The 17,263-nt window shown below is 50.9% G+C and carries 12 protein-coding genes; 7 read left to right on the forward strand and 5 right to left on the reverse strand.

Annotated elements, in window-relative coordinates; genetic code table 11:
* Window positions 1–88 precede the first annotated feature (88 nt).
* Together aroB and LX69_RS00170 are read left to right on the forward strand one after the other, a co-directional pair.
* Entirely contained in the window at window positions 89–1,162 is a 1,074-nt protein-coding gene (gene aroB / locus LX69_RS00165; RefSeq protein WP_111443787.1) for a 3-dehydroquinate synthase, read from the forward strand.
* A 12-nt stretch (window positions 1,163–1,174) separates the two neighbouring features.
* On the forward strand, window positions 1,175–2,404 hold the full coding sequence (locus tag LX69_RS00170) for a 3-phosphoshikimate 1-carboxyvinyltransferase (RefSeq protein WP_111443788.1): 1,230 nt from the start codon (window positions 1,175–1,177) through the stop codon (window positions 2,402–2,404).
* A gap of 565 nt (window positions 2,405–2,969) precedes the next feature.
* Here LX69_RS00170 and LX69_RS00175 read toward each other — a convergent pair.
* The 5 genes from LX69_RS00175 to LX69_RS00195 all read right to left on the reverse strand — a co-directional run bounded on the left by LX69_RS00175 (window position 2,970) and on the right by LX69_RS00195 (window position 10,958).
* The gene (locus LX69_RS00175) at window positions 2,970–4,028 is read right to left on the reverse strand and encodes a PorP/SprF family type IX secretion system membrane protein (RefSeq protein ID WP_245934895.1); all 1,059 of its coding nucleotides are present in this window, start codon (window positions 4,026–4,028) and stop codon (window positions 2,970–2,972) included.
* Window positions 4,029–4,034: 6 nt separating this feature from the next.
* Entirely contained in the window at window positions 4,035–8,465 is a 4,431-nt protein-coding gene (locus LX69_RS00180; RefSeq protein WP_111443789.1) for a PKD domain-containing protein, read from the reverse strand.
* A 180-nt stretch (window positions 8,466–8,645) separates the two neighbouring features.
* On the reverse strand, window positions 8,646–8,885 hold the full coding sequence (locus tag LX69_RS00185; RefSeq protein ID WP_111443790.1) for a NifU family protein: 240 nt from the start codon (window positions 8,883–8,885) through the stop codon (window positions 8,646–8,648).
* Window positions 8,886–8,897: 12 nt separating this feature from the next.
* The gene (locus LX69_RS00190) at window positions 8,898–10,001 is read right to left on the reverse strand and encodes an Mrp/NBP35 family ATP-binding protein (RefSeq protein ID WP_111443791.1); all 1,104 of its coding nucleotides are present in this window, start codon (window positions 9,999–10,001) and stop codon (window positions 8,898–8,900) included.
* 135 nt (window positions 10,002–10,136) lie between these two features.
* Window positions 10,137–10,958, reverse strand: coding sequence for a M48 family metalloprotease (locus tag LX69_RS00195; RefSeq protein ID WP_111443792.1), 822 nt, complete (start codon window positions 10,956–10,958; stop codon window positions 10,137–10,139).
* A 228-nt stretch (window positions 10,959–11,186) separates the two neighbouring features.
* On the opposite strand from LX69_RS00195, the gene LX69_RS00200 reads away from it, so the two are divergent.
* The 5 genes from LX69_RS00200 to porW all read left to right on the forward strand — a co-directional run bounded on the left by LX69_RS00200 (window position 11,187) and on the right by porW (window position 17,249).
* Window positions 11,187–11,789, forward strand: a complete 603-nt coding sequence (locus LX69_RS00200) for a superoxide dismutase (protein WP_111443793.1) — start codon at window positions 11,187–11,189, stop codon at window positions 11,787–11,789.
* A gap of 122 nt (window positions 11,790–11,911) precedes the next feature.
* On the forward strand, window positions 11,912–12,487 hold the full coding sequence (locus LX69_RS00205; RefSeq protein WP_111443794.1) for a superoxide dismutase: 576 nt from the start codon (window positions 11,912–11,914) through the stop codon (window positions 12,485–12,487).
* A 142-nt stretch (window positions 12,488–12,629) separates the two neighbouring features.
* A complete protein-coding gene (locus LX69_RS00210) occupies window positions 12,630–13,196 on the forward strand; it encodes a nitroreductase family protein (protein WP_111443970.1) in 567 nt (188 codons plus the stop codon).
* Between the two features lie 56 nt (window positions 13,197–13,252).
* A complete protein-coding gene (gene folE / locus LX69_RS00215; protein ID WP_111443795.1) occupies window positions 13,253–13,876 on the forward strand; it encodes a GTP cyclohydrolase I FolE in 624 nt (207 codons plus the stop codon).
* Window positions 13,877–14,087: 211 nt separating this feature from the next.
* Window positions 14,088–17,249 (forward strand): type IX secretion system periplasmic lipoprotein PorW/SprE, encoded by a 3,162-nt coding sequence (gene porW, locus LX69_RS00220; protein WP_146260584.1) that lies wholly within the window; start codon window positions 14,088–14,090, stop codon window positions 17,247–17,249.
* Window positions 17,250–17,263 lie beyond the last annotated feature (14 nt).

The following is a 17,263-nucleotide window of genomic DNA, read 5'->3' on the forward strand; positions in this document are numbered from 1 at the left end:
TTTTCACGCTCAGGGTTGCGGTGGCGAATATGCTTTTTTGTTACGGGAATCAATCCTTATATTTGCGCACCAAATAAAAAGCAAGCCGATGGTACGATTAAATTTCAAGGTTTCGAACGTTTACATGGCCGAGAACCTGGCCGATGATTTGGATCAGCTTCTCAATGCGTATAACCGCGATAAAGTGTTTGTGTTGACCGACGATAATTCGTTTCGATATTGTTATCCGCGCATTGCCGGCGTGAAGGGCATCGATGCCGCTCGTACCATTGTGATTGAGAGTGGCGACGACCATAAGCACATTGAGGCCGTGGCCAAGGTTTGGAAAGCCCTGAGTAATGGGGGAGCCGATCGCAAGTCGGTGCTCATCAATCTGGGGGGGGGGATGCCCACCGATTTGGGCGGATTTGCCGCGGCCACGTTTAAACGCGGCATCCGGTTTATCAACATCCCCACCACGTTGCTCTCGCAGGTGGATGCATCGGTGGGGGGCAAAACGGGTATCAATTTCGAGGGGTTTAAAAACGAAATCGGGGTGTTTCAGCAGGCCGATGCGGTCCTGGTGGACACTCAGTTTTTTGAGACGCTCGATTCCGACAATCTGGTGTCGGGCTTTGCCGAGATGATTAAGCACACGCTCATTTACACCTCGCAGGGGTGGAACGATTTGAAGTCGTTCGACATCTTAAACCCCGATTTTGTGCGTCTCAAGCAGTTGGTGGCCGAGTCGATTTCGATTAAAGATTTTTTCGTGGAGGCCGATCCTCGCGAGCAGGGCATTCGCAAAGCGTTGAATTTTGGTCACACGTTGGGGCATGCCATCGAGAGTTTTGCCCTTAAGGCCGGGTCACCCATGTTGCATGGTCACGCGGTGGCTTACGGGATGATTGGCGAGTTGTACCTTTCAGTCACCAAACTGGGTTTACCTCGTGCCGAGGCCGATGCCATCAGCGCCGAAATTACGCGGGTGTACGGTCATTTCCCCGTGCTTGCCGAGCACAACGACGTTATTTTTGAGTGGACCCGTCACGATAAAAAGAACGAAGACGACCGCATCAACTTTTCGTTGCTCAAGGCCATTGGACAAGTTGAAGTGAACGTGAATTGTTCCAAGGCCGACATTCTGGACGCCATGGATTACTACCGATCGTTTAATAAGTAAATATCACTATTCATGCAATATACCATACAGTCGGGCACCGGCCTCAAGGCGGCCCGGGTGGCTTTGCCCACATCTAAAAGCATTAGCAATCGTGCGCTCATCATCAATGCTTTGGCTTATAGTCCTTACGAAATTTCGAAGTTGAGCGATAGCGACGATACGCACGTGATGTTGGAGGTGTTTAATTCAAACACCAACCATTTTGACATTGGCGCTGCCGGAACTTCCATGCGTTTTTTAACGGCCTACTTGTCGAAAATTGTAGGCGAGTGGGAACTGACCGGCTCCTCGCGCATGAAGCAACGCCCCATTGGCGTGCTGGTGGATGCCTTACGCAAGCTGGGTGCCAACATCGACTACATCGAAAACGAAGGGTTCCCCCCGTTGCGCATCACCGGATGCTCCCTCACGGGGGGCGAGCTTGAGCTGGCCGGTAACATCAGCAGTCAGTACATCTCGGCCATTTTGATGATTGCCCCCACCATCACCGGCGGGCTCACCATTCGAATGACCGGCGAGGTGGTGTCGAAGCCTTACATCCATTTGACGTTGAAGTTGATGGAGCAGTACGGTGTGACCTGCCAGTGGGATGGCAACACCATTGTGATTCCCGAATGTCCCTATCGGGCTGTGCCTTTCACCGTTGAGGGCGACTGGAGCGCCGCATCGTATTGGTACGAGATGGTGGCCTTGTCGGATAATGGCTGCATCGACCTCGAGGGGTTGTATGCCGACAGTTATCAGGGTGACTCCAAGGTGGCAGCCCTGTTTGAGACGCTTGGCGTGCACACCACCATGAAGGATGGGATCACCACGCTCACCAAGGTTCCCGTGACCGCGAGCCGTTTTGATTACGATTTTGCCGATCAGCCCGACCTGGCGCAAACCTTTGCCGTGACCTGCTGCATGCTCAACGTGCCTTTTTCGTTTGCCGGGTTGCAAACGTTGCGCATCAAGGAGAGCGACCGTATTTATGCCCTCATTGACGAGCTGGCCAAGCTGGGTTTTGTGTTGACCACCAATGGCACCGATACCCTTCATTGGGACGGAACCACGTGTGCCGTTAGCGACGTGCGTCAGGTGGTGGTGGCCACCTACAAAGATCACCGCATGGCCATGGCCTTTGCCCCGGTGGCGCTGGTCAATGGCCAGATTTTGATTGACGACCCCAAGGTGGTGACCAAGTCATATCCCAAGTATTGGGAACACTTAAAGATGGTGGGGATGCAGGTGGCGGAATAGTCGCTGGCGTTTTTCTTCCGGATAATTTTAATAAGACCCGTGAGCATCGTTGATGGATGCCGCGGGTTTTTTCAGTTTTTTTGAGGCGGGGGGATGGTAAAATGCGCGACGATGCGCATTTTTTGCGCGTGCGTGTACAAATTGGGCAGGGGGGGGTACCCTAAATGCGCATCGATGCGCAAAATATGCGCAAGCGTGCGCATTTTTTGTACGATGATGCGCAAAAAATGCGCGCGAGTCCGCATTTAGGGTACCCCCCTGCGCATTTAGGGTACCCCTGCCTACATTTAGGGTACCCCCCCCTACCCTTAGGGTACCCCCCTGAGGTGTTAAATATGGATTGCATTCCCAATGTTGTTTTCATGTCGTTTACTTAGTGTGATTCACAGAGTCAAAATAAACGCTGAGGTGCAAAGGCGCTGAGTTTTTTTGTTGCTCCATGCGTTTAAAAAACAAAACAGATAACTCAAAAGAGTTATATAGTAGAGACATGAAGATGATTAGACCAAAGACAGATCGATTAGAGTGTAGAGATGCAGTGAACAGATCTTAAGGGAATCGCAAGTCAAAAAATCGTTCGTCGGCGTTGTTGCGGTTTTTTGCTTTCGTAAGGATTGGCATTTTTTGAGCAGGGCAGGGGTGGATGGCGACCGGCACGCAGGTCAAATCGTTGGTTGAATTCGTAGATGAGCGATATTTCGTGAGCCCCGGCGCTGTTCCATCCCAGTTGTGAAATGGTGAGGTCGTAGCTGTAACCAAAGCGAAAGGGGCCGTGTTCCCAAGCCACCAGGGCCACGATGGCGTCGTGGTTGAGCACCGTGTTCACCTCGCCCAGCAGGGGCAAACCCCGGTACCAGGCACCGATTTCGATGGGCGAATTGTGCCAGTATAAGCCGGCATCCAGTTGCTGGAATTTTTCCTGCCGGTGATACCGGAAGCTCCACGAGAAGGAACGGGTGGTGAGCGCGCGTCTGTTTTTTTCGGTCCAGATGTTCATGCCGCCAAACAGGGTGGTGCGTATGGGAATGCGCATTTCCTGTCCCATAAATGAGTAGTTGGGACGGGTAAGATGGTGCAGCGACAGTCCCACCCAGTATTTGGGATTGTAAAAGAATACCGATGTGGCCACGTCGAAGTAGTGCACCTGCTCAATGTTGAGCCGTTCCCACGACGATGAGCCGCCGCTAAACGACAGGTCGTAGCCCAGTCGCACCTTGGCCAGGTCGATGGCCTTGTTGCCATATTCGAACTGGATGCCCGGAATCACTTGCCATTGCTTGTTGATTTGCAGGTTGTACGAATACTGAGCGGCCGCGTTGGTGGAAGTCAGCCCGGCGCTGCCCGCACGGTCCTGCATCACGTAAGCACCAATGCCGCTGTTGAACATCGGAAAAAAGTTGTCGAACGATGCCGAATATGTTGAATACGCTTTGGTGATGGCCGGCCACTGGTTGCGGTAGTTGAGAATGATGCGTGCCCCGTCGGTGGCTCCTGCCAGCGACGGACTCAGGTAAAGCGGGTTGGCGTAGAATTGCGAAAAATGGGCATCCTGTGCTGCGATGTGGCTGAGTGCCATTCCCAACATCCCCGAAACCCATCCTATCCATTTCCATTTCGCAAACATTGCTGGTTATCGCAATAGAGTGACATCGCCGCTAAATGTTTCAACGTTACCGTTGCTGAACTTGACCACCGCTTTCCAGATGTACACATCCTGGCGCGATAATTTTCCTTTGTAATAGCCGTCCCAGCCGATGCTGATGTCGGTGCTTTCGAAGAGCAGCTCGCCCCATCGGTTAAAAATCTGCAGTTTGTATTCTACCACCCCCGTTTTCACAAAGGGGTAAAACACGGTGTTGGCCGGATCTTTAGCATCGTACACGCCGCCGCTGGCTCCCGATGTGCTTGGCGTGAAGGCGTTTGGGAAGTCTATTTTGCCGCCCACCCGTGCCGTCACGGCTGCATTCATGGCATATTCATCGGCGCAGTTTTCGGGCGAAGTCACCACCAGCGACACGTTGTACGATCCTGCTTCGCGATACTCGTGCGAGGGATTTTGCTGTGTCGATTGGGTGTTGTCGCCAAAGTCCCACAACCATGTGGCGATGGTGCCAATGCTGAGGTCGCGGAATCGCACCGCCTGGCCCGGTATGTCCACCACGTTTGGACTCAGGTCGAAGAGTGCTTTGGGAGTGGGATGTACGATGATGACCAAATGGTCGGCCACCATGGTTCCTCCTTCGCCTGTGGCCGTCAGTTTCACCTGGTAGGTTCCCGGTTTGTCGTAAATGTGAATGGGCTCTTTGGCTGATGAGCTGCCATTGTCGCCAAATTCCCACAGGAATTCCGTTGCGTCGGTCGTGAGGTTGTAAAACTCGACGGTCAGGGGCAGACAGCCTTGTTCAGGAGGCCCATAATCGATGAACGGAATTCGAGGGATAAGGCGGACCGTATGTGTTTTTGATGCCGAGCAACCAAACGTCGAGCTGACATTCAGGGTGACGTCGTATCGGCCTGCCGTTGCATAGGTGTGTTGCACATCCCTGAGGGTCGATGTGTGCGTATCACCCAAATCCCATTGATACAACCAATCGTTTCCCTGTGTGAGGTTGGTGAACAGGAAGGTGGCCTGTGGCATCTGTTGTTCGGTGGGTGAGGATGAGAAGTCGGCAATTGGGGTTGGATAAACGGTTACCTGGGTGGTTGCGGTATTGGAGCAGCCATAGATGGATGTTGCGTTCAATGAAATGGGAAACGTGATGGGATTGAGCGTTTGGTTCTCAAACAGGTGTGATGTGTTTCTGTCGGTTGACGTCTCGCCGTCACCAAAATCCCATAAGAAGCTTTGGGCTGCGAGGGTGAAATTCTGAAATTCGACCATCAGTGGGTGACACCCCTCGTTTCCCGGCGCAATATCCGGCGTGATGAGTGGAAACACTCTAATCATCATTTCGGCCGAGTCGCGGCAGCCATTGGCACTTTCGACCACCAGTCGTCCTCGCTGCCAAATGGGTTCGAGTGTGGGGTTGTTGTAGGTTTTCACGATGGGTGATGGCGTCGCCAGCCATTCGCGCGTTCCGTCAGCATTGACCCACCAATGATTGGTTGCGCCGGTCGATGTGTTTTGGCAGATGATTTCCACAGGGGCGCAGCCCTCGGTTTTGTCGGGCGTGAGTTGCGCCGATGGGGCAGGATATACTGTCACCTGTTGTTGCGAGGTGGCCGTGCAACCTTGCGACGAAGTTGCTGTGAGCGATAGCTGGTAGGTTGTGTTTGCGTTGTTGTTGGTCATGAATAGTTGTGACATCACGTGCTGCCCCACCACGGGGATTCCATCGCCCAAGTCCCATGTGTATTGCGCGGCACCCGGCATGGCCAGCAAATCGGTCATGAGCGGTTCGCAGCCATTGGGCGGGGTGACGGTAAAAGTGGCATCGGGTGCCGGAAACACGGCCACGTATTCGTATCGGGTGTCAGAGCAGCCAAAGTCATTGGTGACGGTGAGGGCAACTTCATGGTTTTCGACCCAGGGTTGGGCATTGTCATAAGTGTGGGTGGCATTGTGTGTATTGACCGGGCTTGACCCATCGCCAAAATCCCACTGATTGACGGTGGCGCCCACCGACAGGTTGGTGAACGTCACGGCCAAAGGCGTACAGCCTCTGTCGGGGGTGTACACAAACCTTGCTTTGGGCGATGGTGAGATGTTCAACGTCAGGGTTGTGGCATCGTTGCATTGATAGCTGTTTTCGGCCGTGAGGGTAATGTTGACCGTCTTCACGCTTTGGGTGAAGTTCTCGAACAGATAGGTCGGGTTTGTTTCTGTTGATGTATTGCCATCGCCAAAGTCCCATATATAAAGTGTCGCATCCACCGATTGGTTGTCGAAGGTGATCAATGCCGGGGTGCAGTTGGGCGGAGGCGGGGGCGTGATGATGGCCACTGCCTGGGGATTGAAGGTGATTTGCACCGTGGCACTTCCCGTGCAGATGCCGTTGGCCTCTTGCCAGGTAAATTGGTAAACGCCCGGTTCTGACACTGTCACGTGTGTGATGGCCAGTGATGGCGATAATAAGGTGGAAGTGCCGGGGCCTGCTGTTTGACTCCATGAACCAACGCCATTATGCGGGTATGCGGTGAGTGTGTGGGTCAGTCCGCAAATGGTTTCGTCGGGCATCACTCCGGGGGTTGGGGTTTCCAGGAATGTGATGGTCACATCATCGGCATCAATGCAGCTGTTGTTGTCCTCAGTCCATCGAAAAAGGTAAGTGCCAAATTCAGTGACCGAGACCGACGATGAGGCACTGTTTGGGTTGGCAAATGATGCCAGTCCGGGGCCGCTGACCATCTGCCAGGTTCCGATGCCGATGCTCGGTGTGGCCGACAGCGTGTATGTGTTGGAACACGTTTGCTCATCCCCCCCGGCGTTGGCCGTGGGGTAATCGTACACGCGTACTTCGATGGGCACGGTGGCGTCGCAACCCTGGTCACTTTGCACGTAGTAATCGTAAATGAAATTTCCGGCCACCGGGGAGATGAACGTTGGGTTTTCAATGTCGGTGGCCGAAAGCAAATGGGTGTCTGTGCCTGTCCATTGGTGGATGACAAAAACCTGTGATCCCCCTTGGGGTTTGGGTTCGAGGGGGATGGCGGTGTTGGTACACACGTCCAGGATGGGGTTGGCCAGGCTGATGTCGACGGGCGAGACGTTCATGGTGAGGGTGGCGCTGTTCTTGCAGTTGCGACTGTCGGTGACTTCGTACACCAGGTTGTAGGTTCCCACGTCTATCGTCATGAAGGTGGGTTCCTGAATGGCGGTGTTGTCCAGTGGTGATGTGGCGCCTGACCATTGGTGGAGGGTGTAAGGAGGCAATCCTCCCGATGGATTGCCATTGATGGTGGTGGATACGCCGGGGCAGAGATAGGTCGAGAGACCTGCTGATGGAAGTGCCGATGGAATTTCATGCACGGTGATGGTGGTGGTGCCTTCCCCCAGGCATCCATAAGTGTTGCCAACGCGATAAGTGATGGTGTGTGTGCCTGCTCCTGCCAGTGTGGGGTTGAAACGACCGGTGCGTGTGTTTTCAATGCCAGGGCCGCTCCATCGTCCACCCGGCGTGGCCGCCGTGAGGGTGATGGGGGGTGCGTTGACGCACAGAGGTGCCACCGGTGTGATGGTGGCATCGGGGTATGGCACAATGAGTGCAATGGCCGTGGTGATGACGGGCGGGTTGTCGCCGTTGATCAGGTCGGCAGGCGCTCCCGGGATGGCCGGGTCATCATAGGGATTGCAATAATTCCAGTTGCGGAGGGTTACCTCAAAAAAGTCGCCCACATTGTAACCATTGGGGATGTAGATGGGCAGCGATCGGTTGCCCGGTGCCACCGGGCTGTAAATAGGTTCGGTAGTGGCAATGATGTCTCCCTGCAGTGGCCATGGGTTCACCACTACTCCTCCGATCTCTGCAGTAGTGATGTTTCCTCCGGTGCCATAAATCCATTGGGTCCATCGGCGGGGATCGTTGGGCACGTCTTCCTCAAGGGGCGGGGTGCAGTTCCATTGACTGGCATCCATAAAAGTCACGGTGCCGTCGTTGCCAACGCAAATGGGAAACACCTGGGGGTTGATGAGCATTTCGCCACCATTGAACTCATCGGTGTCCCACACGGTGACGGTTTGGTATTGTCGCGAGCTCGTGCAAAGTTCGCCGTTTACTTCGATGGTAACGTTGGGATTGTAGTTGCAAAACCCAACTTTTTTGGGGTAGATGTGCGTGAGGGATGCCTTCCATTCGCGGGTAACGGCGTTGGTGAGTGTGCCATTAACGCGTTCGATGGGTGAACCGTCGCCCCAGTCGTACACAAACACCACGTTGCCTGTGCCGCCATCGTTGACCCCCCGGTAGGTGGCATACCAATCGACGTTCACGGGCGCGCATTTGCGGCCTGAAATGAGGTCGTTGGCCCGATCGCCAATGTTGCAGTTTTGTGCATGGATGCCCTTTGTTATAGGGGCAATCATCAATGCAGCGATCATGCTGTATCGCGTGAATGGTTTCATAACTCCCGCATTGCCCGGCCTTCACAGGATGATGAGATCATTGAGGCTGGTAGTTGCGTGTTAAGATATGGAAGGATGGGGTAGGAGTGCAAGAAGATTTTTACAAACAAAAACAGAGACTCAATGCGTTATCAGCATCAGCGTCTCTGTTTGTTATGAATGCGAAGGAGATGATTTGTTTTACACCGCCACCACCTCCGTGATTTGCGGTACGGCATTGCGTATGACCGTTTCTACGCCGCCGCGTAAGGTTTGCAGACTCATGGGGCAGCCATGGCAGGCGCCGGTGAGTTTCACTTTTACTTTCAGGTCGGCAGTGACATCCACCAGGTTGATGTTGCCCCCATCGGAAATGAGGTAGGGGCGGATGGTGTCGAGAGCCGCTTCAATGGCCGGGATCAAGCTTTTGGGATCTGTCATCACTCACGTTATTTAGTGACGTTGTGTTTCAACGATAAACGAAGGGGGCAGGTCGCGGTTGCGTTTGTCCACGGCCTGTGCCACGCTATGTGCCAGGGTGTCGAAGGCTTGCGCCATGATGCTCTCGGTGAGTGCCACGGGCAGACCTTTGTCGCCGCCTTCGCGGATGCTTTGCACGATGGGGATTTGTCCCAGTAGGTCGATGTTGAGTTTTTCGGCCAGTTGTTTGCCACCGTCACGTCCAAAGATGTAGTATTTGTTTTCGGGGAGTTCGGCCGGTGTGAACCAGGCCATGTTTTCCACCAGTCCCAAAACGGGGACATTGATTGATTTTCCTCGAAACATGCTGATGCCTTTTACTGCATCGGCAAGGGCAACATCCTGGGGTGTGGTGATGATGATCACACCGGTGACGGGAACCGTTTGTACCAGGGTGAGATGGATGTCGCTGGTGCCGGGGGGCAGGTCGATGAGCAGGTAGTCGAGGTCGCCCCACAGGCCGTCTGTGATGAGTTGCTTGAGGGCATTGGTGGCCATGGCACCTCGCCACACCAGGGCATCTTCGGGATTTACAAAGTAACCGATGCTCAGGAGCTTGACGCCGTATTTCTCGATGGGCAGAATGCGATCTTTCCCATCCACTTTGTCGAGCATAGGTCGGGCATCCTCGGTTTCAAACATTTTGGGGATAGAAGGTCCGTAAATGTCGGCATCGAGAAGCCCCACGCTGTGACCGGCTTTGGCCAGAGCCACGGCCAGGTTGCTGGTGAGGGTGCTTTTTCCCACGCCACCTTTGCCCGAGGCGATGGCGATGACGTTTTTGACGCCGGGCAACACCTCGCGCTTGACGATGGTGCGGGGTTTGATTTTGACAAAAATGTTGCCCTCAATTTGAGCCTCTTCGCCCACATGAGTTTTGATGGCCTGTACGCAGGCACGTTTGATGGCCGGAATCATCGGGTCGTTGGCACGGTCGAACAGCAGGCTGAAGCTGATGCGTTGGCCATCGATGCGGATGTCGTCCTCGACCATTTCGAGGGCAACGATGTCTTTTCCTTTTCCCGGGTGGACAACGTGTTGGAGGGCGTCCATGACCAGTTGGGGATAGTAGTTCATGTGATTTTATTTAGATGTGACAGGATAACAGATGGTCACCCTGTTATGTTTATTTAAACCCTGTATAAATTGAGGGCAAAGATAAAAAAAATCCCTCCGTGAGGGGAGGGATTTGTTCTTTTGATTTTTTTGATATTAGGGGAGCAGGTTTTTGAAGGCATCGTATTCTTCCTTGTAGAGTCCGTAACTACCGTCGCCCTTGAAGAGTTTTTTGAACTCATCATCTTTCGTATACGTGTCAGCAATGTTTTGAAGGCGTTTGTCATCGCTGGGATGGGTCGATAACCAAGCCGGGGTGCTGCTGCCCTCACTGTTGTCAATCATTTTTTCAAAAAAAGATCCGATGCCCCTTGGGTCGTATTTGGTTGCGGCCAGATAGTACATCGAATATCGGTCGGCATCATACTCGTTATCGCGCGAGAATTTGAGAGTTCCCAAGCCAAGCGCGAGGTCTTTGGCGATGTTTGTCATTTCACCTGCGTTTTGACCCAAGATAATGCTCATGAGGATGTCAAATCCGTACACTTTGGTCATTTGTTGGGTTGAATGGCGCAGGTCGGCGTGAGCCATCTCGTGTCCCATGACACCGGCCAGCGAAGCCGCATTGTCAAGATATTTAATGAGTCCGGTGTAGAAATAGAGTTTTCCGCCCGGAGCAGCAAAGGCATTTAAAACATCCTGGTTGATGATGTGCACTTCCCAATCGAAACGATCTTTAAACTTGAATTGATCAGATTTAAGGATGTCATTCATCATGGTTTCGATGTACAAATATGCCTTTTCGTTGCCTTGCCGTTGTAATACAGGATAGTTTACCGGGTCTGCTTCCAGACTTTTGACCAGTTCTTCTCCGAAGGATTTATCATCATCTACCGAAAAAAAGTTCACTCCCCGGTCGCCACAAGCGGTTAACCATAACGTTGTGAAGACTAAAATGTTTATCTGAATTGTTTTCATTATAAAAGTGTTGGAGGTTGTTTTTTAACGAATGCAAATATAATAAATCGTAGTTTATGGTTCAATTCTTTATGAGGTGGTCGGTGTGTGATTTATTTTAATAGTCAGATATTCAGGTGAAACACAAATAAAAGACAAAAAAGTCTTTAAAATATTTGGAATGATTCCAGATAGCGAATATATTTGCATCTGTAAGTCTTAAATGTGTAACTCTTAAAAACTATTGATATGTCATTTCAATTACCATCACTCGATTATGCATACAATGCATTGGAACCGCACATTGATGCGCGCACCATGGAAATACATCATACCAAGCACCACGGTGCATATACCACCAATTTGAATGGAGCCATTGAAGGCACTCCCTTAGCTGGTCAAAGCATAGAAGAGATATTGGCCAATGTGTCAAAACATTCGGCTGCTGTTCGCAACAATGGTGGCGGTTTTTATAATCACAACTTGTTTTGGAAGGTGATTGGTCCCAATGGCGGTGGAGCTCCTTCAGGTGCTTTGCTTTCGGCCATTGAGCAGGCTTTCGGGTCGTTCGATCAGTTTAAAGAGCTGTTCAACAAGGCAGCTGCCACCCGTTTTGGATCGGGGTGGGCCTGGTTGGTTCAGAAGGACGACGGCAGTTTGGTCGTTTCATCAACCCCCAATCAGGACAATCCCCTGATGGATGTGGCTGAAGTGCAGGGAACGCCCATTTTGGGGTTGGATGTGTGGGAACACGCCTATTATTTGAATTATCAAAATCGTCGTCCCGATTATATCAATGCTTTTTGGAGCATTGTGAATTGGGCAGAAGTTGCATCTCGTTTTAAAGTTTAGTGAGTTTTTTTATCAATGGAAGAGGATGATCCAACGGGGTCATCCTTTTTTTTCATCAGTGCCGAACATTTACGATAAAAATTAGTTGTTACTTTTACTAAACTTTAAAAAACGCACTGATTATGAAATTTGAACTGCCACAATTGCCTTATGCGCCCAATGCGCTGGAGCCGGTGATATCGCAAAAAACCATTGAGTTCCACTATGGAAAACACCATCAGGCCTATGTCAACAACCTGAATAATCTCATTGTTGGAACCCGTTTTGAGAATGAAGATTTGGAGACCATTGTGAAGGAATCCGATGGAGCCATATTTAATAATGCCGCTCAGGTTTGGAATCATACTTTTTACTTCCAGTCGTTTAAGCCCAAAGGCGGCGGCAAGCCGGGCGGTGCTTTGGCGCGTGCCATTGATGCTTCGTTTGGCTCGTTCGACAAGTTTAAGACTGAGTTTTCACAGGCTGCGGCATCGGTTTTTGGTTCAGGATGGGCCTGGTTGGTTAAAAAAGATGACGACACGCTGGAAATCATCAAGGAAAGCAATGCCGGTTGTCCCCTTACCAAAGGTTATTATCCCATTCTCACCTGCGATGTTTGGGAGCACGCCTACTATTTGGACTATCAAAACCGTCGTCCCGATTACATTGCCTCTTTTTGGGACATTCTTGATTGGGATGCCATTGAATTGCGTTTCTGATCAGGCGTACCCGAAGCGGAGGATTCAACTTTTTTGAACCCGATGACATTTTAAGTGTTATAGAAAAACCTGACGGCTTAGTCCTCAGGTTTTTTTCTTGCTGATAATATTCGTAATTTTCGACCCCAATTTTTTGAAGCCCATGATTAGAGATTTAATATTGAAAAACCGGAGTTACCGACGTTTTTATCAGGATGCGATCATCGATCGATCAACGTTAACCGAGTTGGTTGACCTGGCACGATTGTCGCCTTCGGCACGCAATGCACAACCGTTAAAATATTTTTTGTCGAGTGATTCGGCAACCAACGCGCTGATATTTCCGCATTTGTCGTGGGCAGGGTATTTGACCGATTGGGATGGCCCAGAGGAGGGTGAACGTCCGTCTGCTTACATCATTGTGTTGAATGATAATACCATCGCTTCTAATTATTTTTGCGACGAGGGCATTGCTTCTCAAAGCATTTTATTGGGGGCAGTGGAGAAAGGTCTTGGCGGTTGTATTGTGGCTTCGGTGAAGCGTAATGAGTTGCAGCAGGCGTTGAATTTACCCACACAGTATGCCATTGTGCATGTGATTGCGCTGGGTAAACCCAAAGAAGAAGTGGTGCTTGAAACCATTCATGGCAATGACGTGAAATACTGGCGCGACCGCGATCAAAAGCATCATGTGCCAAAGCGCAGCCTCAATGAAATCATTGTCTTGTAATTTAGGAACACCACAAGGTGTCAGCGGTGTTGAATTGGTGAGTAAACATTAAGGATATGGATTTTACATTGAATGGAGGGAAAGGGTATTCCAAAACCGAGAGTTATGACGATGAAGTTACGCAAGGTTTGACGGATCATTATCGAGGCGTTTTGGAATTGTTGGGTGAGGATGTTCACCGTGAAGGGCTAGAAAAGACGCCCTTGAGGGTGGCCAAGGCCATGCAGTTTCTCACGCAGGGGTATCATATGAATCCCGAGGAGATTATTCGTTCGGCGATGTTTCGTGAAGATTATCAGCAAATGGTAATTGTGAAGGATATTGAGCTTTATTCGATGTGTGAGCACCATATACTGCCATTTTTTGGCAAAGCGCATGTGGCTTATATACCTCGTCATCACATCACCGGATTGAGTAAGATTGCCCGGGTGGTAGAGGCATTTGCGCGTCGATTGCAGGTGCAGGAGCGTTTAACCACTCAAATTAAAGATTGCATACAAAAGACGCTGAATCCGCTTGGGGTTGCAGTGGTGATTGAGGCGCAACACATGTGCATGCAAATGCGTGGTGTACAGAAACAGCATTCGGTGACCACCACGTCAGACTTCACAGGCGCCTTTTTGAAGAATCAGGCCACTCGTGAGGAGTTTTTCAATATTATTGGGGGTAAACTGCATTGAGCAGACATGGATATTCATTAGGGGCGGCGTGTGAACATGCCGCTTTTTTTATTTCTGTGTTTGATGTTTGTACGTTGAAAGCGCCTGTTTTTCTGTTTCACAAAGGGATGGCGTGCTGAAAAAAGGTATTTTTGCATCTTTGCAAAATAATTTCGGGACAAGACTGTTTTTAAATAAGTTGGTCCAAGTCCGACCTATCACCGGCATGACGATGAGAAAATCTTTAGCCCTATTTTTGATCTTAATGGCCGTTACGGCCTGTTCCACACAAAAGAACACCCGTTTTCGGCGGGCATACCATAATTTGAACGCGCGATACAATGCCCTGTTCAATGGGCGCGAGAGCCTAAAGGCGGGGGAGAAAAAAATCGCCGAGGCAACGCGTAATGATTATGCCTTGGTGTTGCCCGTGTTTGAGTATTCCGACAAAGAGAAAGCCTCTGTGGCTACGTCCGAGATGGAGCGTGCCGTGTCGAAGGGCACCATTTTGATTGCCAAGCATTCCATCACCAAAAAACCGCAGAAAAAGCCCACCGATACAGATCCTTATTATCGTAAGTTCTATAATCAGAAAGAGTTTAATAAGTGGGTGGATGAGGCCTGGATGCTGATTGGCAAAGGGCGTTTTTATCAGCACGATTTTTCACAGGCCATTCAGACCTTCGATTTGGTGATTCGTGATTTTTCGCACACGCCCACCTTGTACGAGGCTTTATTGTGGAAAGCGGCGTCATTTGCCGAAAAAGGCGATTATGCCTCAGCGCGGATGGCGCTCGAGACTTATGACACCTGGGGTTCTGCCCCCTCTTCGTTGTATGGTCATTACATGGCAGTGTCGGCCGATTTGATGCTTAAGGAATCTCGTTTTGAGGCGGCTGTACCTGCGTTGCGTTTGGCCGCTCAGCATGCCCGGGGCAAGCAGAAGAAATTGCGCTATCGATACATTTTGGCGCAGGTGCTGGCGCTCACCGGCCAGGCACAGCAAGCCGGCGATGAGTATCGAAAAGTGCTTCGTATGCGTCCGCCTTACGAGATGGCCATTAATGCGCGTATTGCCGCTGCGTCGTTGGGGGGTGATAATCCTGAGCAGAACCTGAAAGACCTCAATCGACTGGCTCGCGATAAGAAAAATGTTGAGTTTCTCGATCGTATCTATTATAGTATGGCGCTCATTGATTTACAGCGCGATGATGAAGCCTCGGCATTGGAGCACTTGGAGATGTCGAGTCGTTTGAGTCGTAACAACGATAAGCAAAAGGGGCTTTCGTTTTTGATGTCGGGTGACATTTACTTTAATCGTCCGCAGTACCGTCCGGCCTTTATGGCATACGACAGTGCCATGGTTTATCTGCCCGAAGGCGATGAACTGAAAACTGCGTTGGTTCAAAAACATGCTTCGCTGAAGATATTGGTCGAAAATATTGAGGTTGTAGAGCGCGAAGATAGTCTTCAGGCATTGGCAAGTATGCCCGAAGCAGCCCGAATGGCCGTGATTGATAAAATGATTGCCGCTGAGCAACAACGGCTCAAGGAGGAAGCCGAACGTCAGCAAAACGAATTTTTAGGTTACGACCCGTATTTGACGCAAGGCTCATCGATGAATCAAAGTCGGGATGCTGCCAAGTGGTATTTTTATAACTCGTCGACGCTTACCCTTGGTAAAGCAGAGTTTGAGCGGAAATGGGGTAAGCGTAAGCTCGAAGACAACTGGCGACGTGCCAATAAGTCGGTGGCCATGCGTGATGAATTGCCCGATTTGGAGGATCCTTTTGGAGAGCCTCAGGCCGCAACAAATCCGACCAAGGGGGACGAGGGGGCTGCTCAGCCTTCCTTGGAAACCAAAACATTTACTCGCGAGGGATTGATGCGTGATGTTCCCATGACAGCGGAAGCCATCCATCAATCCAATCAACGCATTGAAGGGGCTTTGTTGAACATGGGCAAGGTTTATAATGAGCGGCTCAATGATTACCCGCGTGCCGTAGAGGTTGATGAAGAATTGTTGCGTCGTTTTCCGCAGGGCGCTTTGCGATTGGAGGCCTACATGGATTTGTTTTCAGGTTATCAGAATGTTCCCGATGCGGCAGGCATGAATTCGGTGCGTGAGCGCGTGGGACGCGAGTTTCCCGAGAGTAAGTTTTATGCTTACCTGAGTGATCCATTGTTTTTTCAAAAGCGCGATGAGGCTCTCCGGGCGCAGGATGTGGCTTATCAAGCCACTTATGCTGATTATTTGAATGGTGATTTTGTCTCTGTCATTGCCAAGGCCGGAGTCATTGAAGCTAGCGGTGGCGAGAATAGTTTGTTGCCCAAATACCGATTGTTGAAATCGTTATCGTACGGTCGTGAGGGCGATGTCGATCAATTTAAAGGAACGCTCGAGGTTATTACCGCTTCGCATGCCGGGAGCGATGAGGCCGCATTGGCTCAGTTGTTGCTCGATGAATTGGCCAAAGGGCGTATGCCCGTGCGCGGCCCCGTGGCACCATCGCGACTTGCGGGGGCGTTGATCGAGGATGTTGCTCCGCAAGATGCTGTAATTGAAGAGTCTAAGGGGTATTCACTCTATCCGGATGCCGCGCACAGTTTGTTGATTTGGGTCAACCGGGGTGTGAATGCCAAGCAGTTGCTCTTTAATGTGGCCGATTATAATTTCAGTTACTTCCTGGTGAAGGATTATGACCTGATATGGCACACGTTGCCCGATCAGTCGCGAATGCTCGAAGTGCGTGGTTTTGAGAAGCAGCACGAGGCCATGGAGTATCTCTACGCTTTGCGCCAGAATGCCACTGTGTTCCGTGGCATTGATGATGGCTCACCTCGTTTGTTGGTGGTGGCCGAGCCCAATGTGAAGTACATGCTTTCGTCGGGCGATGTGAAAGGGTATTTGCCGATGTATCTCACCCATTATTTGAAAGTGAACCTCACCGAACCCGAACTACACGACTATGGAGTGGTGACCGGATATCTCAGACCGACGACACAATTGGTTGACGAAGAATCAAAGGTCGATTCGGAGTCTGTTTATACGTCCGGTGGTGATGTGTGGCAGTTTGCATTGATTTATGATGAGGTCGGAGTGAATGCCATGCGATTGCAGTCAGGTGTGGCCCGATTTAATAACAGCCGGCGTTTGTCGCATCTCAAGATCTCCATTTTGGAGATGCCTCAGAGTCGTAAAGCCTTGGTGGTGACCGGCCATGCAGGGCAAACGGCCGTGCAACAGTATCAAGAGCTGATTGCGGCCAACCGTTTGGCCATACAAGAGGTTCAAGGCAAAAAGCATCAAATGCTGATCATCACCCCCGAAAATTTCGCGGTGTTGAAGCAAAATGGTGATGTGGAGGAATACTTGCGTTTTATCAATCGTTAAGCGTCAACCTAAAA

The sequence above is a fragment of the Breznakibacter xylanolyticus genome, from assembly GCF_003254275.1.
GTDB lineage: Bacteria > Bacteroidota > Bacteroidia > Bacteroidales > Marinilabiliaceae > Breznakibacter > Breznakibacter xylanolyticus.